The organism is Brachybacterium sp. AOP25-B2-12, from assembly GCF_052378625.1.
Taxonomy (GTDB): domain Bacteria; phylum Actinomycetota; class Actinomycetes; order Actinomycetales; family Dermabacteraceae; genus Brachybacterium.
The window spans coordinates 80,118-106,489 of sequence record NZ_JBQSXW010000011.1; the positions used below are offsets into that span (position 1 = coordinate 80,118).

Consider the following 26,372-nt stretch of genomic DNA (forward strand, 5'->3'; position numbering starts at 1 on the left):
CGGTCCCGACGTGCGGCTGATCGACCGTGTGCGAGGCGTCGCCTGGCGGCGCCTCGTGCCCGTCGTCGTCGGCATCCTCGGGGCCCTCGTCGGGATCCTCCTGACCCCGCCGACCACGGTCGACGTGGGTCCGGTCACGGCCACGATCCACCTGCGGCCCTCGATGGACCCGCGCACGGTGATCCTCCTGCCCCCCGTGGGCGAGGTCTCCTTCGCGACCCACACGGCCCCCGTCGAGATCGAGGCGACCGTCCAGGGCGTCGACATCGCCGCGGCCGAGAACCTGCTGTACTCCGACGAGGCTCTGCGCGAGCTCGAGCGCACCGCGCCGGAGGCCATCACCGACGGCGCGGTGCGCAACGCGGGTCTCAACGCGCTGGCCGCGATGATCGGCGCCTCGGTCGCGGTCGGCCTCACGTACCGCCACGTGCGGCGCGCGGTCGTCGCCGGCGGCTCCGCGCTGGCCGTCACCACCGTCTCCTGCGGGCTCATCGCGGCGACGTTCCGCCCCGATTCGCTGCGCCAGCCGCAGTTCGACGGGCTGCTGTCCCAGGCCGCCTACGTCGCGGACATCGGCCACACGACGATGGCCGACTACGGGTCCTACCGTTCGACCCTGGCGGACTTCGTCGGGCAGGTCTCGGCGCTGTACATCGCGGCGGACTCGCTGCCCTCGGCCGGCCGCTCCGACGCGGACCTCGTCTCGGTGCTGCACGTCTCGGACATCCATGACAACCCGCAGTCCTACGACGTGATCCGCCAGCTCACCGCGCAGTTCGACGTGTCGTTCATCATCGACACCGGGGACATCGTCTCCTGGGGCACACCGTGGGAGGACGCCCAGCTGAACGTGATCGGGGGCCTCGGCGTCCCGTACGTCTTCATCGCGGGCAACCACGACGGCCAGGGCGCGATCTCGACGATCGCCGCCCAGCCCAACGCCGTGGTGCTCAACAACCAGGTCACGACCGTGGACGGCCTCACCATCGCCGGGATCGGCGACCCCCGATTCGCGGCCGACGACGACTCCGACTCCGGTGCCGCAGGACGCGCCCGGGGCACCGCGGCGGTCGCCGCGACCGCCGGCCAGCTGGGCGACACGGTCCAGGCGTACGACGCCGAGCATCCCGACGCGCCTGTCGACATCGCACTGATCCACGACCCCACCCAGCCCGACGGACTGCTGGGGCGGGCGCCGCTCGTGCTGTCCGGGCACATGCACAAGAACGACGTCCAGCTGGACCGGGACGGCTCGGGCACCGACTGGTTCACCGTCGGCTCCACCGGTGGGGCGCTCGCCTCGGGCGGGGTCCGCCCCGTGGCCGACGGCGGCAAGCCCCTGGATCTGGACGCGCGGCTCCTGCACTTCGACCGCGCCACCGGCGAGCTCGTGGCCTACGACGACATCACCATGGGTGGCCTGGGCCTGGTGTCCGTGTCGATCCAGCGCCATGCGATGCCTGACGACGACGACCCGCTCGTGGTGCCCGAGGACGCCGAGTCCCCCGTGACCGAGGACCCCTCCAGAAGCCCGCTGCCGTCGATCTCCCCCGGGGAGACGGTCCCCGACGACGAGCGGATCACCGACCAGCCGCTCGTGACCAGCCCTCCGGGCGACGACGCCTCCGCCGGCCCGGCCACGACGGATGGGGACCCGGCGGGGCAGACCCCGCCGACCACCGCACCGACACCGACACCGACACCATGACCGGTCATCGGAGAGCGCCCTCAACCACGGTCCGTGCCCGCACGGGCCGCACCTCGGGTCCCGCTCGCCACGATCGTCTCCTCGGCGCGGCGAGTCGTCCCCCACACGACCCACGGCCCGCGCACGGCGCCGGGCTAGCATGTCCACGAACACCGATAGAGAGTTGAACAGTGTCCGAAATGACCACGAACGCTCCCGCGACGGAGGCCTCTGAGCCCGTCGCCCCCGCCGTCGAGGCCGTGTCCTCCGGCGAGACCATCACCCCCGAAGAGGTCGCGACGCAGACGTTCGCGGACCTCGACGTCCGCGACGACATCGTCCAGGCGCTCGCCGCCAAGGGCATCACGACGCCCTTCCCCATCCAGGCGCTGACCCTGCCGGTGGCCCTGCGAGGCCGCGACATCATCGGCCAGGCCAAGACCGGCACCGGCAAGACGCTCGGCTTCGGCATCCCGATGCTGCAGAGCGTCGTGGCCCCGGGCGAGGACAACCCCCAGGGACGCCGGATCGGCGCCCCCCAGGGACTCGTCGTCCTGCCCACCCGCGAGCTCGCGGTGCAGGTGGCCCAGGATCTCCGGGACGCCTCCACGGGGCGCCCGGTGCGGATCCTCACCGTCTACGGCGGCCGCGCCTACGAGCCGCAGATCGAGGCCCTGAACGAGGGCGTCGAGATCGTGGTGGGCACCCCGGGTCGTCTCATCGACCTCATGCGCCAGAAGTACCTGGACCTGTCCCAGGTCAAGGTCGCGGTGCTCGACGAGGCCGACGAGATGCTGGATCTCGGCTTCCTCGAGGACATCGAGAAGCTGCTCAGCGCCGTGCCGACCACGCGCCAGACGATGCTGTTCTCGGCGACGATGCCCGGCCCGATCATGGCGCTGGCCCGCCGCTTCATGAGCCACCCCACGCACATCCGGGCCCATGACCCGGGCGACGAGGCCCGCACCAAGGCCGACATCAAGCAGGTCGTGTACCGCGCCCACCAGCTCGACAAGATCGAGGTGCTCGCGCGGATCCTGCAGGCCGAGGGCCGCGGACTGACGATCGTCTTCATGCGCACCAAGCGCCAGGCCGACAAGGTCGCCGAGGACCTCATCGAGCGCGGCTTCGCGGCGGCGCCCCTGCACGGCGACCTCGGCCAGGGCGCGCGCGAGCAGGCCCTGCGCGCCTTCCGTCACGGCAAGGTCGACGTGCTCGTGGCCACCGACGTCGCGGCCCGCGGCATCGACGTCACCGATGTCACCCACGTCATCAACTGGAACTGCCCGGACGACGACAAGACCTACCTCCACCGCACCGGCCGCACCGGCCGCGCGGGCAAGAAGGGCACCGCGGTCACGTTCGTCGACTGGGAGGACCTCGCTCGCTGGGCCCTCATCGCCCGGCAGCTGGGACTGGAGTCCACCGAGGCCGTCGAGACGTACTCGACCTCGGACCACCTGTACTCCGACCTCGACATCCCCCTGGGCACCAAGGGCAAGCTCCCCCGGGACAAGCGCACTCGCGCGGGCCTGGACGCGGAGTACGTCGAGGACCTCGGCGGTCCGGACGGCACGCGGGAGCGTCGCGGGTCCAAGGACGGTCACCGCGGCGACGATCGTCGAGGCGGCGGTCGCGGTCGTGACGGCGACCGTCACGGCAAGGGCTCCGGCCGCGACGGTGAGCGTCGCGGCGACGAGCGCCGGTCGTCCGAGCGCGCGGAGTCCTCGGACGCTCCGGCCTCCGAGGAGCGTCCCCGTCGCGACCGTCAGCGCTCGCGCACCCGGCGTGTGCACGGCGAGGTCGTGAGCCAGGAGCAGGGCGGCGAGAGCACCTCGGCATCCGCGGGCTCGAACGGCCCCTCGTCCGAGCACGGTGAGAGCACCGGCACCTCGAGCAACCGTCGCCGCCGTTCACGCGGCGGACGTGGCCGGTCCCGCTCCGGCGGCCAGGGCGATCGCTCGGCACAGGGCTCGGAGACCTCGAGCGAGGGCTGAGCCCCGGCACTCGACCTCAGGAGGGGCCGGTCCCCGCACCATCACGGTGCGGGAACCGGCCCCTTCTCGTCGGTCGGTCGAACGGGCGGCGGCGGGACGCCGCCGGAGGTCCCTTCTCAGTCCAGCAGGCGCGCCTCGCGCGGTGTCTCCTGCACCCGTCCGCGGGCATCGCGCTCGACCCTCCAGGCCGTCGCTCCGGCCTTCTCCGCGATGACCTCCGTGACCTCGCCATCGCGCCAGACCATTGCGGCGTGGTCGTCCACGGCCCAGGTGGCCGGGAAGGTGCCGGCGCCGACCCACTCGTGCAGGAGCGGACGGCGGGTGGACTCGCCGCGATAGTGCGGGCAGGCTCCGCCGGGCAGGAGACCGAGCCCGTCGGCCAGGGGTTCGAGCGGGCCGTAGGAGTCGGTCGAGGACGCCTCGAACCAGCAGTTCATCCCGGCGCTGATCCCGCAGAGCACCGTCCCGGCCTCGGCGGCGTCCCGAAGGATCGCCGGCAGCCCGTGGAGGCGCCAGAGGGCCAGCAGGTTCAGGGTCGAGCCGCCGCCCACGTAGATCAGGTCCTGTGCGGCCAGCAGAGACGGATCCCGGTAGCCCCAGGGCTCGCGGCAGAACAGGGAGAGCACGGTGGCGTCGGCCCGGTCGCCGAAGGCCTCCAGGAATCGCGCGGCGTACCCGGCGTCGTCACCGCTGGCCGTGGGGACGAAGCACACGCGGGGCCGCTCCGTGCCCGTCAGCGCGAGCAGGTGCTCGTCGATCCGTGAGGAGCCGTCCTCCGACATCGAGAAGCCGCCGCCGCCCAGCGTCACGATCGTGCCCCGGACGCCGCTCATGCCGCGATGACTCCCCAGTCCACCAGGAAGGAGCGGATCGCGTCGAAGATCATCTGGACGCTGATGGCGCTCAGCAGGACGCCCGCGATCCGGGTCACGAGCGTCACGCCGCTGTCGCCGAGGACCTTGGCGATGAGCCCGGAGAAGCGCATGAAGGCGTACATCAGCAGCGCGATGAGCAGCAGCGCCAGGATGATGCCGAGCAGCCGCGGGGTCTCCCCGTCGGCCCGCTGCACGAAGAGCATGACGGCCACGATCGCCCCGGGACCGCCCAGCAGCGGCGTGCCCAGAGGCACGAGGGCGACATTGGCGCCGCTGGACTCGGCCATCTCGCCCTCCTTGCCCGTGAGCAGCTGCAGGGCGATGAGCAGCAGGAGCAGGCCGCCGGCCGCCTGCAGCGCCGGCAGGGTGATGTGCATGTACCCGAGGATGAACTGCCCGAACACGGCGAAGCTGACGATCACGAGCATGCCCACGCCCGTGGCCACGAGCGCGGCGCGGCTGCGCTGCCTGCCCGTCATGGTGTTCGTGAGCGCCATGAAGATGGGGATGGTTCCCGGCGGATCGACGATCACGAAGAGGGTCACGAACACTTCGGCGAGGAAGCGCAGATCGACCAGGTTCACGGACGGATGACCTCAGTTCTGCGGGTGGGGGTCCCGGCGCGTTCGATGATCGCGTCCAGGACGTGCGGGCTCGTGAGGTTCTCCCCGAGCCGGTTCGGCTTGCCGCGGCCATGGTAGTCACTGCCGCCCGTGATCAGCAGGTCGTGGGAGTGTGCGAAGGACCGCAGGCGCTCACGCTCGAGGTGGTCGTGCTCGCGGTGGTCCACCTCGACGCCCTGCAGACCGGCGGCCACCAGCTCCTCGAGGAGGGCGAGGGGCACGTCGACGCCCCGGGTGCCCGAGGCGGGGTGCGCGATCACCGGCACGCCGCCGGCCGCCCGGATCGCCGCGACCGCGACGTGGGGCGACGGTGCGTAGTGCCCGACGTAGTACGGGGACCCGTCGGCCAGGATCGTCGCGAACGCCTCATCGCGGTCGCCGACCAGCCCCGCCGCCACGAGGGCGTCGGCGATGTGGGGGCGCCCCACGGTGGTCTGCTCCCCCGCGACCTGCGCCAGGACCTGTTCCCAGGTCAGCGGGAGGTCCGCCGCGATCCGCTCGACCATGCGCTCGGCGCGGTGGATGCGCGCCTCGCGGGAGCGCGCCAGCTCGACGGCCAGCTCCGTGTCCGGGGAGGGATCGGGCAGGAACGCCAGGACGTGCACGCTCGAGCGTCCGTACTCGGTGGACACCTCGATCCCGGGCACCACGGCGACCCCGTGACGGGAGCACAGGGCGCGGGCGTCGTCCCAGCCGGCGATCGTGTCGTGATCGGTCAGGGCGATGACGTCGAGCCCGGTCGCGCGCGCGGCGCCGAGCAGCTCGTCGACCGTGCTGGTGCCGTCGGAGTAGCGGGAGTGGGTGTGCAGATCGATACGTGCATCGTCGGACGTCGTCGGCATCTGGTCAGGGTAGCGCCCGGTCGCTGGGCGCCCGGGGACGTGGGGCCCGCCCCCACCTCGCCGCCGCGAGCGTGAGACGATCGCACGGTGACCACGCACGAGAGCACCACCGCATCCGAGTCCACCGACACCGCGCCCAGCACCGGGCCCACCCCCGCAGAGCTCGCCTCCCGCGGGGACTCCCGCTCCCAGCGGCCCACCAACGAGGCGTTCCGCTCCTTCATCGCCCAGGGCTGGGACGATGCGGTCCCGCCGGCAGATCGCCGCGACGTCGCCGACTTCACGCCCGCCCGTCGCGACGCCCTGGTGCGGACCCTCCCGGCCACGCGCCTGGTGCTGCCGGCTGGCGTGCTCAAGCAGCGCTCGAACGACACCGACTACCCCTTCCGTCCCGAGACGGCGTACGCCTACTACTCGGGGCTGGGCACCGATGAGGAGCCCGACAGCGTCCTGGTCGTCGAGCCGGACCCGCAGGAGCCGGAGACGTCCAGGGCCACGTACTTCTTCCGTCCGCGGGCGGGCTTCGACTCCACCGAGTTCTACGCGGACTCGACGTACGGGGAGCTGTGGGTGGGTCGCCGTCCCACGCTCGCCGAGGTCCAGAGCCGCCTGGGCATCGAGTGCCGCCACATCGACGAGCTGCGCGACGCCCTGGCCAAGGACGTCGGAGCCCAGCTGTCGCTGACCGTGATGCCGGGCGTCGACGCCTCCGTCGAGGCGCTGGTCGCCGAGATCCGCGCCCAGAACGGCCTGCCCGACGGCGATGCCTCCACCGGCGAGGCCGATCGCTTCGCCGAGGCCGCCTCCGAGCAGCGCCTGGTCAAGGACGACCACGAGGTCGCCGAGATGCGCAAGGCCGTCGCCGCGACGATCCGCGGCTTCGAGGACGTGGTCCGCGAGCTGCCCCGCGCCGTCGAGCACGCGCGCGGCGAGCGGGTCATCGAGGGCACCTTCAACGCCGTCGCCCGCCGTGAGGGCAACGCCGTGGGCTACGAGACGATCGCCGCGAGCGGCGCCCATGCCGGCACCCTCCACTGGATCCGCAACGACGGGCCCGTGCGCGAGGGCGACCTCGTGCTCGTGGACGCCGGCGTCGAGGTCGACTCCCTGTACACCGCCGACCTCACCCGCACGCTGCCCGTGACCGGCCGGTACACCGAGGACCAGCGTCGGGTGTACGACGCCGTGCTCGAGGCCGCCGACGCCGCCTTCGCGCTCGCCCGGCCCGGAGTGCGCTTCCGCGAGATCCACGCGGCCGCGATGGAGGTCATCGCCGCGCACCTCGAGCGCTTCGGCCTGCTGCCGGGCACGGCCGAGGAGTCGCTCGCACCGGAGGGCCAGTACCACCGGCGCTGGATGGTCCACGGCACCAGCCACCACCTCGGCATGGACGTCCACGACTGCGCCAAGGCGCGCCGCGAGATGTATCTCGACGCCGAGCTGGTGCCCGGCATGGTCTTCACCATCGAGCCGGGCCTGTACTTCCAGGCCAACGACACCCTCGTTCCCGAGAACCTCCGCGGGATCGCCGTCCGCATCGAGGACGACGTCCTGGTCACCGAGGACGGCGTCGAGAACCTCTCGACGGCGCTGCCCCGTCGGGCCGAGGACGTCGAGGCCTGGATGGCGTCGCTGCGCTGATCCTGCGTGGCTGCCGCGAGCGCTCTCCCGTCACCGAGGGGAGGGCGCTCGCGTCGTCCGGGACGACGACGGCACCGCCCCACGCCCGGGGACGCCGACGGGGGTCACCAACGCCACCCTCTCTCCCGGGCCGCGGATCAGGTGCGGCCACTACTCTGGGAGCGTGAGTGCCACGAACCGCTTCTACGCCGCGCGCCTGGCCGGGACCGCCGTCTTCGATCCGATCGGCGATCCCGTCGGCAAGGTGCGCGATGTCGTCGTGGTCCCGCGCGCCCGTGCCGCCCGCGCCGTGGGCCTCGTGGTCGAGGTCCCCGGCAAGCGCCGCGTGTTCCTGCCCATCACCCGCGTCACCGCCATCTCCGGCGGTCAGGTCATCAGCTCCGGCGTGCTCAACGTGCGCCGCTTCGAGAAGCGCAACGTCGAGCAGCTCGTGATCGGCGACCTCCTGGACCGCGTCGTGACGTTCGTCGACGGCACCGGCGAGGCCACCGTCGAGGACGTCGGGCTGGACCTCGACCGGTACGGCGAGTGGGAGATCTCCAAGCTGCACGTGCGGCGCCGTCGCACCGGCAGCTCCCTGAGCAAGCTCGTGGGCGGCCGCGGTGAGACCCTCACCGTCTCTCCCCATGCCGTCACCGGGCTGTTCGGCACCCAGGCCGAGCAGTCCGCGGCCCTGCTGCTGGCGTCCTACGAGGACCTCAAGCCCGCCGACCTCGGCGAGATCTTCCAGGAGATCGATGCCAAGCGCCGCGTCGAGCTCGCCGGGGAGCTGTCCGACGACCGCCTGGCCGACGTCCTCGAGGAGCTGCCCGAGGACACCCGCGTCGAGGTCGTCACCAACCTCGAGGCCTCCCGCGCCGCCGACGTCCTGGAGGTCATGGACCCCGACGACGCCGCGGACCTCGTCCAGGAGCTGCCCGAGAACGTGGCCCAGCGCCTGCTCGGGCTCATGGAGCCCGAGGAGGCCGAGGACGTCCGCCGCCTGCTCGCCTATGACGAGTACACCGCCGGCGGCATGATGACCACCGAGCCGCTCATCGTCTCCCCCGAGACGCCCGTGGCGCACTGCCTGGCCATGATCAGCCGCGAGGAGCTCTCCCCGGCGCTGGCCTCGACCATCCACGTGTGCCGATCGCCGCTGGAGACGCCGACCGGGCGGATGCTGGGCATCATCCACTTCCAGCACCTGCTGCGCGAGCGTCCTGACCGACCCGTCGGCGAGATCGTCGACTCCGACCGCCACGTCATCGCCCCGAGCGCGATGCTCAGCGAGGTCACCCGCGAGATGGCGACGTACAACCTCGTCTCGATCCCCGTGTGCGACGAGGAGGGCCGCCTGCTGGGCTCCGTCACCGTCGACGACGTGCTGGACCACGTCCTGCCCGAGGACTGGCGAGAACAGGACGAGCCGGTCACCACGACCGGCCAGATCGACCTGTCCGAGATCGCCCGCGCCATGTCGTCCCGCCCGAGGAAGGGGTGAGCATGCCCGACAACGCCAGCTCGTCACCCGGTCCCCGGTCCCGGGGCGGGAAGCCCGGACGCCGCGACCGCGGCACCCAGCGCTCCGCGTCCCTGGACGATCCGGCGCCCCGGCGTCGGCGGATCTCCCTGCCCAACCCCATGCGGGGCGACGCCTTCGGGCGCGGCGCGGAGGCCTTCGCCCGGTTCATGGGCACCCCCGCGTTCCTGGTGGGGATGACGGTCGTCTGTGCCTTCTGGCTGGCCTGGAACTCCCTGACACCCCCGGAGCTGCAGTTCGACAAGCAGGCCCTGAACTTCACCCTGTTGACGCTGATCCTGTCCCTGCAGGCCTCCTACGCGGCTCCGCTGCTGCTGCTGGCGGACAACCGCCAGGCCGATCGCGACCGCGTCCAGGCAGAGCAGGACCGCCAGTCCAACGACCGCAGCCACGCCACCACCGACTTCATCACCCGCGAGATCGCCTCGTTGCGCCTGGCGATCGGCGACGTCGCGACCCGCGACTTCGTGCGCGGCGAGCTGAGGGACCTCCTGCAGGACCTCTCCGACGAGGAGGAGGCCGAGGCGCGCGCCGCCGGACGCGGCACCGCGCCCGCCGCGGCACCGACCGCTCCGGACCACCCCGTGACACCGACCGTGTCCGTGGACCCCGAGGAGCTGCGGAGCATCCTCCGCGAAGAGGTCCGGCGGGCGCTCGAGGAGCACCGATCATGATCTCGTCCGAGGAGCGCACCGCGCTCGCAGAACGCATCCACGAGGCCCTGGGGCAGGTGATCGACCCCGAGATCCATCGGCCGATCACCGAGCTCGACATGGTCGACACCGTCGAGGTCGACGAGGACGGGGTCGCGAGCGTCCGCGTGCTCCTGACCATCGAGGGCTGCCCCATGCGGGACCGCATCGAGAAGGACACCGCCGAGGCCGCCGCCTCCGTGCCGGGCCTGACGGAGGTGCGGGTCGACACGGGCGCGATGACCGAGGAGCAGCGTCGTGCGCTCACGGCCCGCCTGCGCGAGGGACGCCGGGCGATCCCCTTCAACGACCCCTCCAGCCTGACCCGCGTGCTCGCGATCTCCTCCGGCAAGGGTGGGGTGGGCAAGTCCTCGGTGACCGCCAACCTGGCGGCCGCGATGGCCGCCGACGGGCTGCACGTGGGCGTGCTCGACGCCGACATCCACGGCTTCTCGATCCCCGGCATGTTCGGGATCACCGCCCAGCCGACCAAGGTCTCCGACCTCCTGATGCCGCCCGAGGCGTACGGGGTCAAGGTCATGAGCATCGGCATGTTCGTGCCGCCCGGCCAGGCCGTCGTGTGGCGCGGTCCCAAGATGCATCGCGCGATCGAGCAGTTCGCCTCCGACGTCTACTGGGGCGACCTCGACGTGCTGCTGCTGGATCTGCCGCCCGGGACGGGCGACGTCGCGATCTCCGTGGCCCAGCTGCTCCCGCGCGCCGAGATGGTGGTGGTCACCACCCCGCAGCCGTCCGCCGCGACCGTCGCCGAGCGCGTCGGGTCGCTCGCCGAGTCCGTCGAGCAGGACGTGATCGGCGTGGTCGAGAACATGAGCTGGCTGGATCTGCCCGACGGCACGCGCACCGAGCTGTTCGGCTCCGGCGGCGGGCAGCGCGTGGCCGCCTCTCTGGCCGGGCACGTGCGTCATCCCGTCCCGGTGCTCGGGCAGGTGCCCCTGGACCCGCGCCTGCGCGAGGGCGCCGACGAGGGCGTGCCCGTCGTGATCCGCGATCCGCGCTCGGCGGCCGCGGCGGCCCTGCGCGAGATCGCCCGCACCCTCGCGCGGCGTCCGCGCGGGCTCGCCGGGCGCAAGCTCTCGCTCAGCGTCAGCTGAGGGCGCGGAGCGGCGTCGCCCGGCACGGCATGAGCGCGCGGGGCGGAGGAGTCGCCCGGCACGGCAGGAGAACGCGGGGCTCCGTCGCCGCCCCGGGAGGAACGGTCAGGTCGACTCGGGGTCGTACGGGGTGCGGCCGTCGTCGGCCGCGCCGTCCGTGCCCGAGGAACCCGAGCCGCTGCCGGCCTTGGCGGCCGCGACCGCGGCTCCCCCGGTCATCGCCGCCTTGGTGTCCGTCACGAGATCCTCGATGGGGTTCGTGTCGCCCCACGCCTCGCGGATGATGCGACGCGGATCGTACTGGCGCGGGTCGTACTTCTTGAGGTCGTCGACCGCGATGCCCATCTCGTTCTCGACGGTGTCACGGGACTGATCCACCCAGGTCCGGGCCTTGCGCACGAGACGGATGATGCTCCGGGTGTACTCGGGCAGGCGCTGGGGCCCCACGATCACCACGAAGACGATGGCCAGGATGATGAACTCCCAACCACCGATCCCGAAGAACGACGAACCCACCGCGACACCCGACCTTGTCCTTGACGACGGCGGCCATTATGGCATTCTCCGCCGGGAGCGGGGCACATCCGATGCCCTGCCGTAGTCTGGGAGCCGCCCGCGTGCGCACGCGGGCGCCGCGTCCGCCCACACGGGCGTCTGCGCACCACATCGACCGGGAGGCCGCGTCCCCATGCCGTCAGGGAAGATCGCCAGCTGGGTGTTCAGCGAGGAGTTCGTGTCCGAGACCTCGCTCTTCTCCGACGAGCGCGTCCTGGACCGGGCGCGCGAGCGGGGCACCGAGCTGGGCCTGCCCCCCACGCTCCCCGGCGCGGGGCAGGTGCTGCGCCTCCTCGCGTCCGCCGTCGACGCGAGGGCGGCGGTGGAGATCGGCACCGGAGCGGGCGTGGGCTCCCTCTACCTGCTCTCGGGCATGCACCCCGGCGGCGTCCTGACGACCATCGACCCCGAGGTCGAGGACCAGCGCGTGGCCCGCGAGTCCTTCGCCGAGGCCGGGATCCGGTCCGTCCGGGTGCGGACCATCGCGGGCGCTCCCCGCGAGGTGATCGGCCGGCTCACCGACCACGCCTACGACCTGGTGACGTTCCCGGCCCAGAGCAGCCACGCGCTGGACCTGCTGTCCCATGCCGAGCGGCTGCTGCGCCCGGGCGGGATCCTCGTCGTCACCAACGCGCTGTACCACGACCGGGTCGCGGACCCGGCCTCCCGGGACCAGGTCACCACGCAGATCCGTGCGCTGCTGCACGCGGTGCGGGACTCCTCGGTCCTCCAGGCGGCGCTGCTGCCCAGCGGCGACGGGGTCCTGGCGGCCGTCAGCCGCCCCTGAGATCCCGCCGTCGGCCCATGACACGGGCCGGCATGACCGCCTGCCGCGGCCTCGGGGCCGGCACAGCGGACGGGGACGACCAGGCGTGAGCCCGGTCGTCCCCGTCCGCGCCGAGGTGGTGCGTCGATCAGGACTTCGCGACACCTGCGAGCGCATCGCGCAGCTCCGCGGCCTCATCCGCGGAGATCTCGACGACCAGCCGGCCGCCTCCTTCGAGAGGCACACGCATGATGATGCTGCGGCTCTCCTCGACGACCTCGAGGGGGCCGTCCCCCGTACGTGGCTTCATTGCGGCCATCGGCCTGCCTCCTGAGTGGATCTTCTGCTGCCGCGGCTTCCGGACCCTCGGACCGGGTCTGCGCAACAGGTCGGACGACCCCCATTATCTCAGGTTTCGCGAGGGCTCGGTCACACCTCGTCACGAGAGGGCCGATCCGGGCCCTCCTCCGCCCCGGATCCGGGCCCCGTGAGGGACCCGTCCGCCGGTGCGGGAGCGGACGTCGCTACCGGCGGCCCGACCTCGTCGGACGTCACGGAGCCGATGCTCTCGCCGGGATCCTCGGCCGCGGCGACGGCGTCGCCCGACTCATCCGTCGGCGCCTCGGTCGCGGTGACGGTCGCCGCGGCATCGTCCGCTGCGAGCGCGCGGCGCCGGGCACGGTCGGCCCGGTGCTGCCGCACGGCCGTCCACAGCGAGGTGTGGGGCGGCTCCATCGACAGGCTGATCCTGCCGAGCCCTCCGAGGACGAACACGACGCCGACGAGCACCGCGACGCCGATCAGCACCAGGACCATCGGGCTCGCGGCGCTCATGCGCGCACGGCCCGCAGCACCTCGACCACCTCGTCGGCGGTGTCGACCACCTGCACGAGGTCGAGGTCGCCGGGCGAGATGGTGCCGTAGTCCGCGACGGTCGAGCGGAACCAGTCGAGCAGGCCGCTCCAGTAGGCGGTGTCCACGAGCACGAGCGGGAACTTCGAGATCTTGTGGGTCTGGATCAGGCAGAGCGCCTCGAACAGCTCGTCGAAGGTCCCGAAGCCGCCGGGCATGACGATGAAGCCGCTCGAGTACTTCACGAACATCGTCTTGCGGGCGAAGAAGTACCGGAAGTCCACGCCCAGGTCGACGTACTCGTTCATGCCCTGCTCGAAGGGCAGCTCGATGCCGAGGCCCACGGACAGGCCGCCGGCCTCCTTGGCGCCCTTGTTGCCGGCTTCCATGATGCCGGGGCCGCCACCGGTGATGACCGCGAGGCCCAGCTCGCTGACCCGTCGCGCGATCTCCTCGGCGAGGGCGTAGTTGGGGTCGGTCCGAGCGGTGCGGGCGGAGCCGAAGATCGAGATGGCCGGGCCGAGCTCGGCGAGCGCACCGAAGCCCTCGACGAACTCGGACTGGATGCGCAGGACCCGCCAGGGATCGGTGTGCAGCCAGTCCGCCGGTCCCGCGTTCTCCAGGAGCTTCTGGTCGGTGGTGCGGCGCGGACGCAGGGATCCGCGCAGCGTCACCGGTCCGCGGCGGTACTCCCCCCGCTCGTCCTCGAGGTGGGCGTCGCGCTCGTCGATGTCCGTCATGGGCGGAGACTATCGCGCCGCGGTGACATCCACTCCGAGCCAGCGGGCCAGGCTCGTCAGGGCGTCGCGGAGCTCGGTGACGGGCACGTGCTCGTCGTCGGTGTGGGCGAGCAGCGGGTCCCCGGGTCCGAAGTTCACCGCGGGCACCCCGAGCGCCGAGAAGCGGGCGACGTCGGTCCATCCCTGCTTGGCCTCGATCCGCACGCCGTCCCCGAGCGCCGCGAGGAACTCCTGGGCGGGCGCGGAGTCGAGTCCGGGCAGGGCGCCCGAGGCGGAGTCGGAGACCTCGATGTCCACGGCGCAGCCCTCGAGCACCTCGCGCACGTGGGCCTCCGCCTGCTGAGGATCGGTGTCGGGGGCGAAGCGGTAGTTGATCGTCAGGTGGGCGCGGTCGGGGATCACGTTGCCGGCGATCCCGCCGTCGATCCGCACGGCGTTCAGGCACTCGCGGTACGAGAGCCCGTCGATCACCGCGGTGCGCGCCTGGTAGGCCTCCAGCCGGCGCAGCACCTCGCCGAGCTTGTGGATGGCGTTGTCCCCCACCCAGTCCCGGGCCGAGTGCGCCGCCGTGCCGTGGGCGGTGATCTCGAGCTTCATCGTCCCCTTGCAGCCGCCCTCGACCCCTGCTCGCGTCGGCTCGCCGAGGATCGCGAAGTCCCCCGCGAGCCACTCCGGGTGGGTGTGGGCGATCCGGGCCAGGGAGTTGTCGGCGGCGGCGACCTCCTCGTGGTCGTAGAAGATCCACGTGAGGTCGACGGGCGGGGCGGTCGCGAGCACCGCGAGCTGCAGGAAGACCGCGACCCCGCCCTTCATGTCGCAGCTGCCACGGCCCACGAGCTCCTGCACGCCGTCGCGCTCACGGCGGTGCGAGGGCAGGTTGTCCTTCAGCGGCACCGTGTCCAGATGCCCGGCGAGCACCACGCGGCGCGCATGCCCGAGGTGCGTGCGGGCCACGACCGTGTCGCCGTCGCGCTCGAGGGTGAGGTGCGGGGCGTGGACGCGCAGGGTCTCCTGGACCGCGTCGGCCAGCGCCTTCTCGTCCCCGGAGACGGAGGGGATGTCGACGATCGCGGCGGTGAGGTCGACGATGTCGGCGTACGGGTCCAGGGCTGCGGGCGCGGAAGGGCTCATGGCCCCCATGGTGCCACCGTCCACCGCGCGCGAGCCGTCTCCGTCGGACCGTCGAGCTCGGTGAACCCGGCGTCGACGACCGAGACCTGCACCTGCTCGGCAGCCCAGGCGTCGCGGTCCGGGGTCACGACGCGCACCCGGAACCCCTCGCCGCGCCAGGCGTCGCGGGTGGCGGTGTCCATCGCGTCGTAGGCGAGCTGGGCGGCGTGCCCGCACTGGGCCGCCTTCTTGCCGCTCGTCATCTCCGCGAGCGGGCTGACCTCGAGGACCACGTGCGCCCCGTCCGCATCGGAGGTGCCCCCGGGGACGAAGGTGGTCCCGCCCACCTGGAGCTTGTCGAGGGCCTTGGGCAGCGGATGCGTCGGGGCGGGCACGAAGGCACGCACGGCGGTGTCGGTGGGCTCGTCGGAGACGGTCACCCCGGGCAGCGCCTGCACGTCGTCCCAGCGCTTGCCGTCGGCGCGGCGCACGAGCTTGCGGATCCGCCCACCCGTGGTCCAGTGCGTCACCGCCTCGTGCCACGGGCCACCGGGGCGGGAGCGCTCGTCGTCGACGAGGGCGACGACGGCCCGCGCCGCGGTCTCGCACACGTCGACCTCGCGCTGGTCGTGGTGGCGGTCCCGGAGCACCACCAGCTGCATCGCCCAGGGGATCTCCTCGGGGGCCGGAGCCTGCGTCGCGGCATCGTCGTCGGCATCGTGCGGAGGGGTGGGGAGGACAGGTTCGTCGGGCACGGAGCCATCGTGCCACGCGGTCGCCGAACCGGTCCGCGACGCGGGAAGGGCGCCGGTTCTGGGCGTCGGCCCTTGACCTCGGGCGGCACTGAAGCGCTAAAGTGATGGCGCTCACGACGCGGTGGGATCCTCCCGCCGCACCCGACGACGAGGAGACCATTCCATGTCCGGACATCGAGAAGCCGTCCTGCGACCCACCCGCCGCTCCTGCTGGCGGTGCTGCCGGCGGCCGCCGCGGGGGCCGCGGCGATCACCCTGCCCGCCGCGGCGCACGCCGCCCCCGAGAACAGGCCCGTCTCGATCTGCTACGTCGAGGTCAACGACCACGAGCTGGCCAGCGTGGGCCGCTACACCCTCAGCGGCTCGTCCACGCCGGTCTACGACGTGGCGATCATCTTCGCGGCTAACATCGACCGCGGCGAGGACGGGCACGCTGTCCTCCACCTCAACGAGAAGGTCCGGGCGACCCTCCACGACGCCGCCCACCAGATCCGCCCGCTCCAGGAGCAGGGCATCAAGGTACTCCTGTCGGTGCTGGGGAACCACCAGGGCGCCGGCTTCGCGAACTTCCCCGACCAGGCGACCGCGGCGGACTTCGCCCGCCAGCTCGCCGAGGTCGTCGAGGAGCACGGACTCGACGGCATCGACTTCGACGATGAATTCGCCGAGTACGGGGCCGACGGCACGGGACAGCCCAACGACTCCTCGTTCGTGCACCTCGTGACCGCCCTGCGTGCGGAGCTGGGCACGGAGCGGCTCATCACGCTCTACAACATCGGCGAGTCCGCGGCCCGCACCGTCGACGGCGACGTGCGCCTGGGCGACACCTTCGACTACGCCTGGAACCCCTACTACGCCACCTGGGCCGTGCCGCAGATCCCCGGGATGGGCAAGGGTCAGCTCTCCCCCGCGGCGGTCAAGATCGCCGACACCCCGGCGTCCACGGCCGCCGACTACGCGCGCCGTACGGTCTCCGAGGGATACGGCGTGTATCTCACCTACGACCTCGACGACGAGGACCGCTCGGAGTACCTGTCGGCCTTCACGCAGGAGCTGTACGGCGCCGCCGCCGTCCGCGACGCCTGAGCGTCCGCGGCGCCTCGTCCGTCACGGACGGTCGAGGCTCCCGGCGAGCGTGGCGGCCTCGACGGCCGCCCGCTCGGCGTACCGCAGCAGCTGCGGGGAGGTGCGGGGCTCCGCCGAGATCGCGCTCCCGGGCTGGGACGCGCTGACGGGGACCCCCAGCAGGATCCGCCGCCGGTAGCGGGTGCGGTCGCCCGCGACCAGGGCTCCGTCCGGGCCCACGTCGATGCTGCCGGTGACCAGCGGCTCGTCGCCGTGCAGATCCGGGAGCACCGCGGGGACGGCCTCGCGGCGCTCCCGCCAGGCCCGGATCAGCGGGCTCGCGTACGCCTCGAGGTCCACCCCCGGCAGATGCGCCTCGAGCACGGCGTCGCACCGGTGCACGGGGCCGTCCCCGGCCCGCACCGTGAAGCGTCCGGCGTCCTCGTCGACCCCGAGCGAGAACCCGGGGCCCGTGAACACCAGCAGTCCCGCCTCCTCGAGCGCCAGGGCCTCGCGGGCTCGCCGCAGGGGCGGCCCCGAGGCCCAGGAGGCGAAGGCGTTCTTCAGGAACCCATCGATGTCGCGGGTGAAGCTGTCGGTCGTGTAGGCGCCCAGCCCTGCGAGCCGGTTGATCCGGATGCGCAGGGCCGAGAGCACCTCGAACACGAGCACCCACACCGGATCGGGCGCGCCGGCGGCGGCGACCGCCTCGCGCAGCACGGCGCGGGTCCGCACGTGGGCATCCGGCACGGCGACCGCGCGCCGCCCGAGCGGGAACAGCAGGCGCAGGATCTGCTCCTCCTGGGCGAGGCCGTCGTGGCCTGCGGCGGTCAGCGCCGACTCCAGCTCCCCGACGAGCAGGGGCAGGGTGTCGCGTTCGTGGTCGAGGCCCCCGGGCCGGCGGGCGAGCTCGGCGACGACCGCGTCGGTGAGCACCACCGGCTGATAGGTCGACGGCATCTGCGGGCGCAGGTCGGGCTTGGGGCGGTAGACCATGCCCGAGCGCGACCCCGCCACGAGCTGGGGCTCGCCGCCGCCGGGCAGGTAGCGCAGGCCCGACGGCGTGGTCCCGTCCTCGACGAAGGTGCCGCGGGCGAGCTCGGTGAGCATGCCGATCGCGTCGTAGAAGTTCAGCCCCATCCCCTGGACGGCGACGCGCTCGCGGCCCAGGAGCGCCCCGTAGGCGACCTCGAGCGGATTGGAGGCCGGGAGGTGGGCGAGGCCGAAGCGCCGCGCCGCCTCCGCGATCCGCTGCGAGCGGGCCGACGGTGCGGTCGCGAGGTGGCCGAGCGCGAGGACCACGGCGTCGGCCTCGAGCACCGATCCGTCGGAGAGCGTGACGTGCTGGGGTCCGTCGGGCGCCCCGGAGACGTCGAGGGCCTCGCAGGCGTGCCGGAGGATCCGCAGGCGGGCGGGGTCCGCATCGGCCTCGGCCCGCTCCAGGACCGCCGCGACGTAGCGACCGTGCTCGGCGCGCGGGGCGATGTCGGCCGGCGCGTAGCCCGCGGGGGCCAGGAAGTCCGCGAGCGTCTCGTGGTGCGGGACCGGGAGCAGCGGTCGGCACGAGGCGTCCGGGTACATCGTGGTCTGGCACGTCGTGGTGTTCATCAGCAGCACGTGGCTCTGGTCGGTGCGCCAGACGGCGCCGCCGCGTCCCACGTCGGGATCGACGAGGTGCACGTCCAGCGGGCCGTGCCATCCGGGCGTCGTCGAGGCGGCGACCAGGCGCTCGAGGACCGCCGTCCCGCGGGGGCCCGCGCCGATCACGACGACGGTCCTCGCGGGCTCGGTGGGCGGGTGCTCGGAGGGGACGGTCATCCCCCCAGTATCGGGCGTGGACGTCCCGTGCCCGGTCGCGGCGGTCACGCCGCGACATGGTCGGCGGGCTCCTGCCGCGGGACGAGGGGCCCCGGGTCGGTTCCGGATCACGTCGTGCTCCCGGCCCGTCCTCGGGCTCGGCTCCGTAGAATCTCGGGCATGACGACGACTGCGACCGCACCCTCTGCCGAGCACTCCCCCGTGTGGGGCATCGGCCTGGCCACCCTCGCCGCCGACGGCTCGACCCTCGATGTCTGGTACCCCGCCCCGCAGCTCGGCGAGGCCCCCGAGGACCCGTCCGCCCATCTGCTGCACGCGCAGCTGAGCTCTGCCGCTCGGGCCGACGAGGTCCGCGGCACGCACCAGGAGGTGGTCGTCACCGCGACCGTGCTGGACGCCGCGCCGGCCGACGCCGCCGACGCCTACCTGCGCCTGCACCTCCTGTCCCACCGCCTGGTGCGCCCCAACGAGCAGAACCTCGACGGGCTCTTCGGCGTGCTCACCAACGTCGTGTGGACCGCCGAGGGGCCGTGCGCCGTCCCCGGCTTCGAGGAGACCCGTCTGCGGCTGATCGCCGCGGGCCGCACGCCCACGGTGCTGAGCGTCGACAAGTTCCCCCGCATGGTCGACTACGTGGTCCCCTCGGGAGTGCGGATCGGTGACGCGGACCGCGTGCGGCTGGGCGCCCACCTCGCCGAGGGCACCACCGTGATGCACGAGGGCTTCGTGAACTTCAACGCCGGGACGCTCGGCACCTCGATGATCGAGGGCCGGATCTCCCAGGGCGTCGTCGTGGGCGACGGCTCGGACGTGGGGGGCGGGGCCTCGACGATGGGCACCCTGTCCGGCGGCGGCACCGAGCGGGTGCGGATCGGCGAGCGCTCGCTCCTCGGTGCGGAGTCCGGGATCGGGATCGCGCTGGGCGACGACTGCGTCGTCGAGGCGGGCCTGTACGTCACGGCCGGCACCAAGGTCACGGTCGTGGACCCCCGGGGCACCGAGGCCGACGGCACCATCGTCAAGGCCCGCGAGCTGTCCGGGGTGTCCAACCTCCTGCTGCGCCGCAACTCCGTCACCGGCGCGGTCGAGGTGGTGGCGCGCGAGGGGCGCACGGTCGAGCTGAACACCGCCCTCCATGCCAACGACTGACTGGGCGCGCCGAGCGCGCGGGCGCCGATGAGCGGTCGCTCCACGCATCGCGCCGCCCCCTCGCGGCGCGGCGTGCGGACCCGCCACGTGGTGGTGCCGCTCGTGCTGGTGCTCGTCTTCGCCTTCATCGCGGGCGGGACCTGGGTGGCGCTGTCCCGCTACGGGGACACGCTGCGCACGGGCACCTGCACGGCCTCGGGCCTGGGCACGAGCCATCGGTACTCCGCGGAGCAGACGGCCAATGCCGCCCTGATCTCCGCGGTGGCTCTGGATCGCGGGATGCCGCCGCGGGCGGCATCGATCGCGCTGGCCACGGCATTCCAGGAGTCGCGACTGGAGAACATCGACCACGGGGACCGCGACTCGATCGGCCTGTTCCAGCAGCGCCCCTCGCAGGGCTGGGGGACGGTCGATCAGATCATGGACCCGGTCTACGCCTCCAACGCCTTCTACGACGCCCTCGCGAAGGTGCCCGGCTACGAGACGATGTCGCTCAACGACGCCGCCCAGACCGTGCAGAGGTCCGGGTTCCCCGAGGCCTACGCCGATCACGAGACCGAGGGCAGGATCTTCGCCTCGGCGCTGACGGGCCGCAGCGGGGCGAACCTGGTGTGCGACCTCGACGCACCCTCGGGAGCCGGGGATCCGCGCACCGCGCAGGCCTCGCTCGCCCGGGAGTTCCCGCGGCTGAGCGCCGCGGGCACCGTGACCAGCGCGCTCTCCCCCGCCGCTGGCTCGGCACCCGCGGTCCCCTCGGGCGCCGGGGCCACGGCGCTGGTCATCGACCCCCATGGCGACGAGGGGCGCGGCTGGGCGCTCGCCTCCTGGGCGGTCGCCCGCGCCGAGCAGGACGGCATCGTCCAGGTCTCCTACGGCGGCCGGGTGTGGGGCCGCACCGGCACCGAGAACACGACCCCCGGCAGCTGGACCACCCAGGCCGGCGGCGATGCCTCGAAGGTCGTCGTGCTCGTCGCGGGGTCCTGACTCGCGCACCTTGCTCCAGCCGGAGATCGCGACGAGCCACACCGCTAGTCCGTTTTCCACATTTGACGATTCACGACGAAACAGGACAACTTACCAAGGCAACAGCCCCCCCCCCCCCCGCACAGCTGAAGCCGGCATCCACCGCGCGGGACCCATCTGGCCTGTTACGCGGAAGCACCCGTGCACGACGCGCTTTCGCCCGTATGGCCTCTCGAACTCGGAGCGACTGCGACCGCATCCACACGTCCCATCAGCGACACAACTCATACAGCTCGACGTTTGACAGCAAGGACATCGCTCGGGGCGCGGTTCTGGACCACATTGCCGTCAGCCCCCAGCCCGAAGACAGTAGAAGTTGTGGGCCGCTACACTCTCCACATGCCGAACGTCACGCCGTTCACTATCACAAGACTGCGACTCAGGAACTATCGGAGTGTCAAGAGTTGCGATCTTCAGCTGGGCAACCTTTCGTTCCTGGTTGGCCCAAATGGCTCCGGAAAGTCGAACGTCGTCGATAGCCTGCGCCTTATTAGCCAGGCTTTGAACGAAAACCTGGATAACGCCCTTCGGCAACGCGGAGGAAATGCTGAGGTCCGCCGTCGATCGAACGGCCACCCCGCTCACTTCACCATTGGCATCGACGCCGAGTCTCGGGGCGCTGGCATGCGCTACGAGTTCTCGATCGGATCCGCAAAAGACAAAGGGTATCGCGTTACGCGCGAGGCATGCCGAGTTAGAACCTCCGGGTTTGGCAGCGAAGACGCATTCTTCGTCGTCCAGGATGGAAAAATTGTTGATTCTTCGATCGCATCGGTGATCCCAAAAGTTCAAGATGACAGGCTTGCGCTCGTCGCGTTTTCTGGTGTGGAGCAATTCAGACCACTTTTCGACGGCCTCACCGGCGTAGAGGTGTTCAGCCCATCCCCGGACGCCATGCGTCTCCCCCAGACGCCAGACCCCGGCGACACGCTACACCGTGACGCTTCAAACATCGCGAGCGTCATAGGGCGGATCGGTTCCGAGTCCCCCGGCACGAAAGCGCGCATCGAGGAGTATTTGCGCGCAATTGTTCCCGGTATCCATTCGGTGAAGCGGGAAGCTGCGGGCGCATGGGAGACGCTCACTTTTCAGCAAGAGGTAAAAGGAGCTGTACATGCGTGGCAGTTTCCGGCAACATCGGTGAGCGATGGCACGCTTCGGGCACTCGCCGTACTAACTGCGATGCTTGACACATCCGGAGCCTCACCAAGCCCCATCGCAGTGGAAGAGCCCGAGACCGCACTCCACCCGGCGGCCGCAGGAGTGCTGCTCGAAGCGATACGAGACGCGTCGGAATCGCGCCAAATACTCGTTACCAGTCACAGCCCTGATCTCCTGGACTCTGAATCAATTCGACCATATGAAATCCTGGCAGTCAGGTCAACCCAAGGGACTACCCACGTTGGACGACCCGACGCGGCAGCCCAGACGGCCTTGAAAGAGAACCTTTTCAGTGCAGGGGACTTGCTTCGCACCGATCAGCTCCAGCCAGGCGATAGCGACTCGCAGCAGGTGCTGATTTGACCATTCGCATAGCTTCCGTAGTCGAAGGCCACGGCGAGGTTCAGGCAATCCCGATTCTCATTCGCAGAATTGCAATGACACGTGGGGTGTTCGATATAAGCATTCGAACACCTCACCGGATTGGCCGCCCCCACATGACGAGCCCAAAAGTCGCCGCCGCCGTGCGCATGCAAAGACTCGCCGTAGGTGAAGACGGCATAGTTATCGTCGTCTACGACAGTGACGACGACGATCCTGCGGTCGCCTCCAGAGAAACTGAATCTCAGCTGGGCAACAGTTCTTGCAGGGCAACTGTTCTCGTCGCCGTCCGCGAGTACGAGGCCTGGCTCCTAGCCGGCATCCAGTCCCTGCGGAACTCTCACTTGATAAAAGGCGATGCTTCTTTAGCTGGCGATCCGGAACTGCCAAGAAACGCTGCCGGTAAGCTTCGAGAGCTCATGACCGAGTCCTACAAGAAGACGGTTCACCAAGCGAGCCTGACCGCACACTTAGACCTGGACGAAGCAGCATCGAAGTCTCCGTCATTCAAGCGATTCCTTGAAGCGATGACTTCAGCTCTAGAGAGCGCTGGTCGACTGTAGTGCGCACTCACGCCGCAGGCAGCCCGTGCGCGCGGAACTGCGCCCGGACGCGATCGACCACCACGGCCGACGGCGGCTTCACGTCCCGCAGGCGGTACTCGAGCCCCAGCGCGTCCCACTTGTCCTGACCCATGTTGTGGAAGGGCAGCACCTCGACGCGCTCGACCACCGGGCGCCAGCGCTCGACGATCTCGGCGACGGCCTCGACGTTGTCCTCGGCCTCGGTCCATCCGGGAACCACGACGAAGCGGATCCAGATGCGCGTGCCGTGGGCGGCGAGCCGGTCCCCGAAGGCGACCGTGGGCGCGAGCTCGCGGCTCGTGAGCGCCCGGTACGTCTCGGGGATCCCGCTCTTGACGTCGAGCAGCACGAGGTCCACGAGGTCGAGGAACGCGTCGTCCACGGCGGCGCCGAGGAAGCCCGAGGTGTCGATCGCGGTGTGCACGCCCAGCTCCTGGGCGGCTGCCAGGACGTTGCGGGCGAAGACGGGCTGCATGAGCACCTCGCCGCCGGACAGGGTGATCCCTCCCCCGGTGGCACGGAAGACCCTGCGGTAGCGCCGGATCATCGCGACCACCTCGTCGAGGGTGATGTCGTGCCCGTCCTTCATGGACAGGGTGTCGGGGTTGTGGCAGTAGACGCACCGCAGCGGGCAGCCGGAGAAGAAGATGGTCAGGCGGGTGCCGGGACCGTCGACCGCGGTGACCAGCTCCCAGGAGTGGATCGAGGCCAGGGTGCCGGCCCGGACGGCGGCCAGACGGTCGCTGTGTCCGAGCTCGGCCTCCTGGAGGCCCTCGACGCCGGCTCCGGCCCGCCGTGCGTGCGTCGGGGCGGCGGGCATGTCAGGCGCCGTGGTGGAAGGTGCGGCCCAGCACGTCGAGCTGCTGGTCACGGGTGAGCTTGACGAAGTTCACCGCGTAGCCGGACACCCGCACCGTGAGGCTCGGGTACTTCTCGGGGTTCTCCATCGCGTCGACCAGCGTCTCCTTGTTCAGGACGTTGATGTTGGCGTGGTACAGCCCCTCGGACATGTGGTGGGCGGCGCGGCTGGCGGTCATGTCGGCCAGGCGCTCGTCGAAGGTCTTGGCGGTCATCTCGGGTTCTCCTCGTGCTGGTGATGCTGATGGGTGGTGGTGGGAGGGTCGGGCGCTCAGGCGTCCTCGTCCATGACGAAGCCGGCGTCCAGGATCCCGACCAGGTTCGTGACCTGCTCGTCCTTGGTGCGTCCGAGCCCCTGCGGGGTGATGGTGTTGGTCAGCGAGATCCCGTCCAGGGCGTCCTGGTAGTCGAGCTTGCCGACGCTGAGCATCGAGGCGACCATCCCGTGGGTGTCCATCCCGTTCTCGGGGTTGGCGCCCGGGGCGAACGGCGTCCCGGCGGCGTGGCCGGAGGGGAAGGACCCGGTGGCCTTGCCGTACACGACGTTCGAGGTGATCGTCAGGACGGACTGGGTGGGGATCGCGTCGCGATACATCGGCTGCTCGGCGATCTTGCGCATCACCGTGTGGACGATGGTCGCGGCGATGTCGTCGGCGCGGTCGTCGTCGTTGCCGTACACCGGGAAGGTGCCCTCGGTGAGGTAGTCGACCACGAGGCCCGTCTCGTCCCGCACCGGGGTGACCTGCGCGTACCGGATCGCCGAGAGGGAGTCCGCGACGATCGACAGGCCCGCGATGCCGCAGCCCATCGTGCGCACGATGTCGGAGTCGTGCAGGGCCATCTCGACGGCCTCGTAGGCGTACCGGTCGTGGGAGTAGTGGATGATGTTCAGCGCCTCGACGTAGGTGCCGACCACCCAGTCGAGCATCTCCTCGTACCGCAGCCACACCTCGTCGAAGTCGAGCGGGCCGTCGCCGGTGATGGGGGTGAACGCGCCCGCCTCGGTGACCTGCTTGCCGGTCATCTCGTCGCGGCCGCCGTTGATCGCGTAGAGCAGCGCCTTGGCGGCGTTGACGCGCGCGCCGAAGAACTGCATCTGCTTGCCCACCTTCATCGGCGAGACGCAGCAGGCGATCGCGGCGTCGTCGCCCCACTGCTCACGGATCTGGCGGTCCGACTCGTACTGCACCGAGCTGGTCTCGATCGAGATGGCCGAGCAGAACTCCTTGTACCCCTCGGGCAGCGAGGGGTCCCAGAAGATGGTGATGTTGGGCTCCGGGGCGGGGCCGAGGTTCCGCAGGGTCTGCAGCAGGCGGAACGAGGTGCGGGTCACCTGCGAGCGGCCGTCCTCGGAGAACCCGGCATCGGACCAGGTGGCCCAGTAGGGGTCTCCGGAGAAGATCTGGTCGTAGTCGACGGTCCGCAGGAACCGCACGATCCGCAACTTGATGACGAGCTGGTCGATGATCTCCTGCGCACCCGACTCGTCCAGGGTGCCCTCGGCGAGATCGCGCGAGAAGTACACGTCCAGGAACGGGGAGAGCCGGCCGATCGACATGGCCGCGCCGTCCTGGCTCTTCACCGAGGCGAGGTAGGCCATGTAGGTCCACTGCACCGCCTCCTGGGCCGTCGCCGCGGGGCGGCGCAGGTCCAGTCCGTACTCCTCGCCGAGGCGCACGAGCTTCGTCAGCGCCGTGATCTGCTCGGCGTGCTCCTCGCGGTACCGGGCCCAGTGCTCGCTGAAGGGCTGGTCCGCGACGGCGTCCTTGGCCCGGAGCTTGTCGGCGATGAGGGCGTCGGCCCCGTACAGGGCCAGACGCCGGTAGTCGCCGATGATCCGCCCGCGACCGTAGGCGTCGGGCAGGCCCGTGATGATGTGGGAGCTGCGGGCGGCGCGGATCCGCGGGGTGTACATGTCGAACACGGCCTGGTTGTGGGTCTTGCGGTAGCGCGTGAAGATCTTCGCGACCTCCGGGTCCGGCTCCTTGCCGGCCTCGCGGATGGCGGTCTCGACCATGCGCCAGCCGCCGTTGGGCATCATCGCCCGCTTGAGCGGCACGTCCGTCTGCAGGCCGACGATCACGTCGTCCTCGGGGCAGATGTACCCGGCGGCGAAGGCGTCGATGTCCGCGGGGGTGTGGGTGTCGACGTCGAACACGCGCCGGCGACGCTCGACGGAGAGGTAGTCGCGCTCGAGGGTGCTCCACACGGCGAGGGTCTTGGCGGTCGGGCCGGCGAGGAAGGCGGAGCCTCCGCCGTAGGGCTCGTAGTTGCGCTGGACGAAGTCTCGGACGTCGATGCGCTCGTGCCAGGGCCCGGGGAGGAAGCCCCTCCAGGGATCCGGGGTCGTGGCGTCGTGCGCCGGCATCCGGTCGGTGAACGTGGTCGACATGGTGAGCCTCCTCGTCCCGGGGGTTCGTCGGGCCCTGTGCTCGGCGCCGCCTCGAGGTGATGACACCAGGCTAGGAGCGCCGCGAGGCTCTCCGACCGGACGAAGGTCCCCCGGGAACGGCCGAGGCCCCCGTCGTGACGACGGGGGCCTCGGGCTCGTGCAGGGCTGG

General features: G+C 71.4%; 24 protein-coding genes and 1 pseudogene. 12 read left to right on the plus strand and 13 right to left on the minus strand.

Annotation, left to right across the window (positions count from 1 at the left end; translation table 11 throughout):
- The first annotated feature begins 10 nt into the window (after positions 1-10).
- Positions 11-1,708 carry a metallophosphoesterase gene (locus ACT3TZ_RS09720; protein WP_444583211.1) on the plus strand — a complete coding sequence of 566 codons (1,698 nt, stop codon included), beginning with the start codon at positions 11-13 and terminating at the stop codon, positions 1,706-1,708.
- A gap of 179 nt (positions 1,709-1,887) precedes the next feature.
- Positions 1,888-3,684 (plus strand): DEAD/DEAH box helicase, encoded by a 1,797-nt coding sequence (locus ACT3TZ_RS09725; protein WP_444583212.1) that lies wholly within the window; start codon positions 1,888-1,890, stop codon positions 3,682-3,684.
- Between the two features lie 116 nt (positions 3,685-3,800).
- Here the strand turns inward: ACT3TZ_RS09725 and ACT3TZ_RS09730 are convergent, their stop codons facing one another.
- From ACT3TZ_RS09730 to ACT3TZ_RS09740, 3 genes are read right to left on the minus strand one after another with little or no spacing between them, the layout of a single operon-like run.
- Positions 3,801-4,517 carry a Type 1 glutamine amidotransferase-like domain-containing protein gene (locus ACT3TZ_RS09730; RefSeq protein WP_444583213.1) on the minus strand — a complete coding sequence of 239 codons (717 nt, stop codon included), beginning with the start codon at positions 4,515-4,517 and terminating at the stop codon, positions 3,801-3,803.
- Positions 4,514-5,143 carry a MarC family protein gene (locus tag ACT3TZ_RS09735; RefSeq protein WP_444583214.1) on the minus strand — a complete coding sequence of 210 codons (630 nt, stop codon included), beginning with the start codon at positions 5,141-5,143 and terminating at the stop codon, positions 4,514-4,516. The genes ACT3TZ_RS09730 and ACT3TZ_RS09735 overlap by 4 nt, the downstream gene beginning before the upstream one ends.
- Positions 5,140-6,024, minus strand: coding sequence for a PHP domain-containing protein (locus ACT3TZ_RS09740; RefSeq protein ID WP_444583215.1), 885 nt, complete (start codon positions 6,022-6,024; stop codon positions 5,140-5,142). The genes ACT3TZ_RS09735 and ACT3TZ_RS09740 overlap by 4 nt, the downstream gene beginning before the upstream one ends.
- A gap of 87 nt (positions 6,025-6,111) precedes the next feature.
- Here ACT3TZ_RS09740 and ACT3TZ_RS09745 point away from each other — a divergent pair, with 87 nt between their 5' ends.
- The 4 genes from ACT3TZ_RS09745 to ACT3TZ_RS09760 all read left to right on the plus strand — a co-directional run bounded on the left by ACT3TZ_RS09745 (position 6,112) and on the right by ACT3TZ_RS09760 (position 10,994).
- The gene (locus tag ACT3TZ_RS09745) at positions 6,112-7,665 is read left to right on the plus strand and encodes an aminopeptidase P family protein (RefSeq protein WP_444583216.1); all 1,554 of its coding nucleotides are present in this window, start codon (positions 6,112-6,114) and stop codon (positions 7,663-7,665) included.
- 163 nt (positions 7,666-7,828) lie between these two features.
- Complete coding sequence (locus ACT3TZ_RS09750; RefSeq protein WP_444583217.1) at positions 7,829-9,148, plus strand: magnesium transporter MgtE N-terminal domain-containing protein; 1,320 nt, start codon at positions 7,829-7,831, stop codon at positions 9,146-9,148.
- A gap of 2 nt (positions 9,149-9,150) precedes the next feature.
- Positions 9,151-9,861, plus strand: coding sequence for a DUF1003 domain-containing protein (locus ACT3TZ_RS09755; protein WP_444583218.1), 711 nt, complete (start codon positions 9,151-9,153; stop codon positions 9,859-9,861).
- Positions 9,858-10,994 carry an Mrp/NBP35 family ATP-binding protein gene (locus ACT3TZ_RS09760; RefSeq protein ID WP_444583219.1) on the plus strand — a complete coding sequence of 379 codons (1,137 nt, stop codon included), beginning with the start codon at positions 9,858-9,860 and terminating at the stop codon, positions 10,992-10,994. The genes ACT3TZ_RS09755 and ACT3TZ_RS09760 overlap by 4 nt, the downstream gene beginning before the upstream one ends.
- A 105-nt stretch (positions 10,995-11,099) precedes the next feature.
- On the opposite strand, the gene ACT3TZ_RS09765 is transcribed toward ACT3TZ_RS09760, so the two are convergent.
- Entirely contained in the window at positions 11,100-11,510 is a 411-nt protein-coding gene (locus ACT3TZ_RS09765) for a twin-arginine translocase TatA/TatE family subunit (RefSeq protein WP_444583220.1), read from the minus strand.
- A 172-nt stretch (positions 11,511-11,682) separates the two neighbouring features.
- Between ACT3TZ_RS09765 and ACT3TZ_RS09770 the strand changes: the two genes are divergently transcribed.
- The gene (locus ACT3TZ_RS09770) at positions 11,683-12,336 is read left to right on the plus strand and encodes an O-methyltransferase (RefSeq protein WP_444583221.1); all 654 of its coding nucleotides are present in this window, start codon (positions 11,683-11,685) and stop codon (positions 12,334-12,336) included.
- 127 nt (positions 12,337-12,463) lie between these two features.
- Here ACT3TZ_RS09770 and ACT3TZ_RS09775 read toward each other — a convergent pair whose 3' ends face one another.
- From ACT3TZ_RS09775 to ACT3TZ_RS09795, 5 genes are all read right to left on the minus strand, one after another.
- On the minus strand, positions 12,464-12,634 hold the full coding sequence (locus tag ACT3TZ_RS09775) for a DUF3117 domain-containing protein (RefSeq protein WP_444583222.1): 171 nt from the start codon (positions 12,632-12,634) through the stop codon (positions 12,464-12,466).
- Positions 12,635-12,744: 110 nt separating this feature from the next.
- Positions 12,745-13,149: a hypothetical protein gene (locus ACT3TZ_RS09780; RefSeq protein ID WP_444583223.1), complete on the minus strand. Its 405-nt coding sequence runs from the start codon at positions 13,147-13,149 to the stop codon at positions 12,745-12,747.
- Positions 13,146-13,907: an LOG family protein gene (locus ACT3TZ_RS09785; protein ID WP_444583224.1), complete on the minus strand. Its 762-nt coding sequence runs from the start codon at positions 13,905-13,907 to the stop codon at positions 13,146-13,148. The genes ACT3TZ_RS09780 and ACT3TZ_RS09785 overlap by 4 nt, the downstream gene beginning before the upstream one ends.
- A gap of 9 nt (positions 13,908-13,916) precedes the next feature.
- Positions 13,917-15,047, minus strand: a complete 1,131-nt coding sequence (gene dapE, locus ACT3TZ_RS09790; protein ID WP_444583225.1) for a succinyl-diaminopimelate desuccinylase — start codon at positions 15,045-15,047, stop codon at positions 13,917-13,919.
- Positions 15,035-15,772: a peptidyl-tRNA hydrolase gene (locus ACT3TZ_RS09795; protein WP_444583226.1), complete on the minus strand. Its 738-nt coding sequence runs from the start codon at positions 15,770-15,772 to the stop codon at positions 15,035-15,037. Before ACT3TZ_RS09795 ends, dapE begins: the two co-directional genes overlap by 13 nt.
- A 216-nt stretch (positions 15,773-15,988) precedes the next feature.
- Here ACT3TZ_RS09795 and ACT3TZ_RS09800 point away from each other — a divergent pair, with 216 nt between their 5' ends.
- Positions 15,989-16,858, plus strand: a complete 870-nt coding sequence (locus ACT3TZ_RS09800) for an endo-beta-N-acetylglucosaminidase H (protein WP_444583227.1) — start codon at positions 15,989-15,991, stop codon at positions 16,856-16,858.
- A 21-nt stretch (positions 16,859-16,879) separates the two neighbouring features.
- Here ACT3TZ_RS09800 and ACT3TZ_RS09805 read toward each other — a convergent pair whose 3' ends face one another.
- Positions 16,880-18,655: an FAD/NAD(P)-binding protein gene (locus tag ACT3TZ_RS09805; protein ID WP_444583228.1), complete on the minus strand. Its 1,776-nt coding sequence runs from the start codon at positions 18,653-18,655 to the stop codon at positions 16,880-16,882.
- A gap of 159 nt (positions 18,656-18,814) precedes the next feature.
- On the opposite strand from ACT3TZ_RS09805, the gene dapD reads away from it, so the two are divergent.
- The 4 genes from dapD to ACT3TZ_RS09825 all read left to right on the plus strand — a co-directional run bounded on the left by dapD (position 18,815) and on the right by ACT3TZ_RS09825 (position 22,932).
- Positions 18,815-19,804, plus strand: coding sequence for a 2,3,4,5-tetrahydropyridine-2,6-dicarboxylate N-succinyltransferase (dapD, locus tag ACT3TZ_RS09810; RefSeq protein WP_444583229.1), 990 nt, complete (start codon positions 18,815-18,817; stop codon positions 19,802-19,804).
- A gap of 27 nt (positions 19,805-19,831) precedes the next feature.
- Positions 19,832-20,788: a hypothetical protein gene (locus ACT3TZ_RS09815; RefSeq protein WP_444583230.1), complete on the plus strand. Its 957-nt coding sequence runs from the start codon at positions 19,832-19,834 to the stop codon at positions 20,786-20,788.
- A 378-nt stretch (positions 20,789-21,166) separates the two neighbouring features.
- Complete coding sequence (locus ACT3TZ_RS09820) at positions 21,167-22,351, plus strand: AAA family ATPase (protein WP_444583231.1); 1,185 nt, start codon at positions 21,167-21,169, stop codon at positions 22,349-22,351.
- The gene (locus ACT3TZ_RS09825) at positions 22,348-22,932 is read left to right on the plus strand and encodes a DUF4276 family protein (RefSeq protein WP_444583232.1); all 585 of its coding nucleotides are present in this window, start codon (positions 22,348-22,350) and stop codon (positions 22,930-22,932) included. Before ACT3TZ_RS09820 ends, ACT3TZ_RS09825 begins: the two co-directional genes overlap by 4 nt.
- A 7-nt stretch (positions 22,933-22,939) precedes the next feature.
- Here the strand turns inward: ACT3TZ_RS09825 and pflA are convergent, their stop codons facing one another.
- The 3 genes and pseudogenes from pflA to ACT3TZ_RS09840 all read right to left on the minus strand — a co-directional run bounded on the left by pflA (position 22,940) and on the right by ACT3TZ_RS09840 (position 26,203).
- Positions 22,940-23,773, minus strand: coding sequence for a pyruvate formate-lyase-activating protein (gene pflA, locus ACT3TZ_RS09830; RefSeq protein WP_444583233.1), 834 nt, complete (start codon positions 23,771-23,773; stop codon positions 22,940-22,942).
- Between the two features lies 1 nt (position 23,774).
- A pseudogene (locus ACT3TZ_RS09835) lies at positions 23,775-23,960 on the minus strand (glycine radical domain-containing protein); the annotation flags it as partial.
- A gap of 122 nt (positions 23,961-24,082) precedes the next feature.
- Entirely contained in the window at positions 24,083-26,203 is a 2,121-nt protein-coding gene (locus ACT3TZ_RS09840; protein ID WP_444583234.1) for a pyruvate formate lyase family protein, read from the minus strand.
- Between the last annotated feature and the right edge of the window lie 169 nt (positions 26,204-26,372).

What these genes read in the sequence shown, in the direction of transcription:
- ACT3TZ_RS09725 (WP_444583212.1), top strand. Translation starts at nt 1,888, where the DNA reads ATGACCACGAACGCTCCCGCGACGGAGGCCTCTGAGCCCGTCGCCCCC.
- ACT3TZ_RS09730 (WP_444583213.1), bottom strand. Translation starts at nt 4,517, where the DNA reads ATGAGCGGCGTCCGGGGCACGATCGTGACGCTGGGCGGCGGCGGCTTC.
- ACT3TZ_RS09740 (WP_444583215.1), bottom strand. Translation starts at nt 6,024, where the DNA reads ATGCCGACGACGTCCGACGATGCACGTATCGATCTGCACACCCACTCC.
- ACT3TZ_RS09755 (WP_444583218.1), top strand. Translation starts at nt 9,151, where the DNA reads ATGCCCGACAACGCCAGCTCGTCACCCGGTCCCCGGTCCCGGGGCGGG.
- ACT3TZ_RS09760 (WP_444583219.1), top strand. Translation starts at nt 9,858, where the DNA reads ATGATCTCGTCCGAGGAGCGCACCGCGCTCGCAGAACGCATCCACGAG.
- ACT3TZ_RS09770 (WP_444583221.1), top strand. Translation starts at nt 11,683, where the DNA reads ATGCCGTCAGGGAAGATCGCCAGCTGGGTGTTCAGCGAGGAGTTCGTG.
- ACT3TZ_RS09775 (WP_444583222.1), bottom strand. Translation starts at nt 12,634, where the DNA reads ATGGCCGCAATGAAGCCACGTACGGGGGACGGCCCCCTCGAGGTCGTC.
- ACT3TZ_RS09780 (WP_444583223.1), bottom strand. Translation starts at nt 13,149, where the DNA reads ATGAGCGCCGCGAGCCCGATGGTCCTGGTGCTGATCGGCGTCGCGGTG.
- ACT3TZ_RS09785 (WP_444583224.1), bottom strand. Translation starts at nt 13,907, where the DNA reads ATGACGGACATCGACGAGCGCGACGCCCACCTCGAGGACGAGCGGGGG.
- dapE (WP_444583225.1), bottom strand. Translation starts at nt 15,047, where the DNA reads ATGGGGGCCATGAGCCCTTCCGCGCCCGCAGCCCTGGACCCGTACGCC.
- ACT3TZ_RS09805 (WP_444583228.1), bottom strand. Translation starts at nt 18,655, where the DNA reads ATGACCGTCCCCTCCGAGCACCCGCCCACCGAGCCCGCGAGGACCGTC.
- dapD (WP_444583229.1), top strand. Translation starts at nt 18,815, where the DNA reads ATGACGACGACTGCGACCGCACCCTCTGCCGAGCACTCCCCCGTGTGG.
- ACT3TZ_RS09815 (WP_444583230.1), top strand. Translation starts at nt 19,832, where the DNA reads ATGAGCGGTCGCTCCACGCATCGCGCCGCCCCCTCGCGGCGCGGCGTG.
- ACT3TZ_RS09820 (WP_444583231.1), top strand. Translation starts at nt 21,167, where the DNA reads ATGCCGAACGTCACGCCGTTCACTATCACAAGACTGCGACTCAGGAAC.
- pflA (WP_444583233.1), bottom strand. Translation starts at nt 23,773, where the DNA reads ATGCCCGCCGCCCCGACGCACGCACGGCGGGCCGGAGCCGGCGTCGAG.
- ACT3TZ_RS09840 (WP_444583234.1), bottom strand. Translation starts at nt 26,203, where the DNA reads ATGTCGACCACGTTCACCGACCGGATGCCGGCGCACGACGCCACGACC.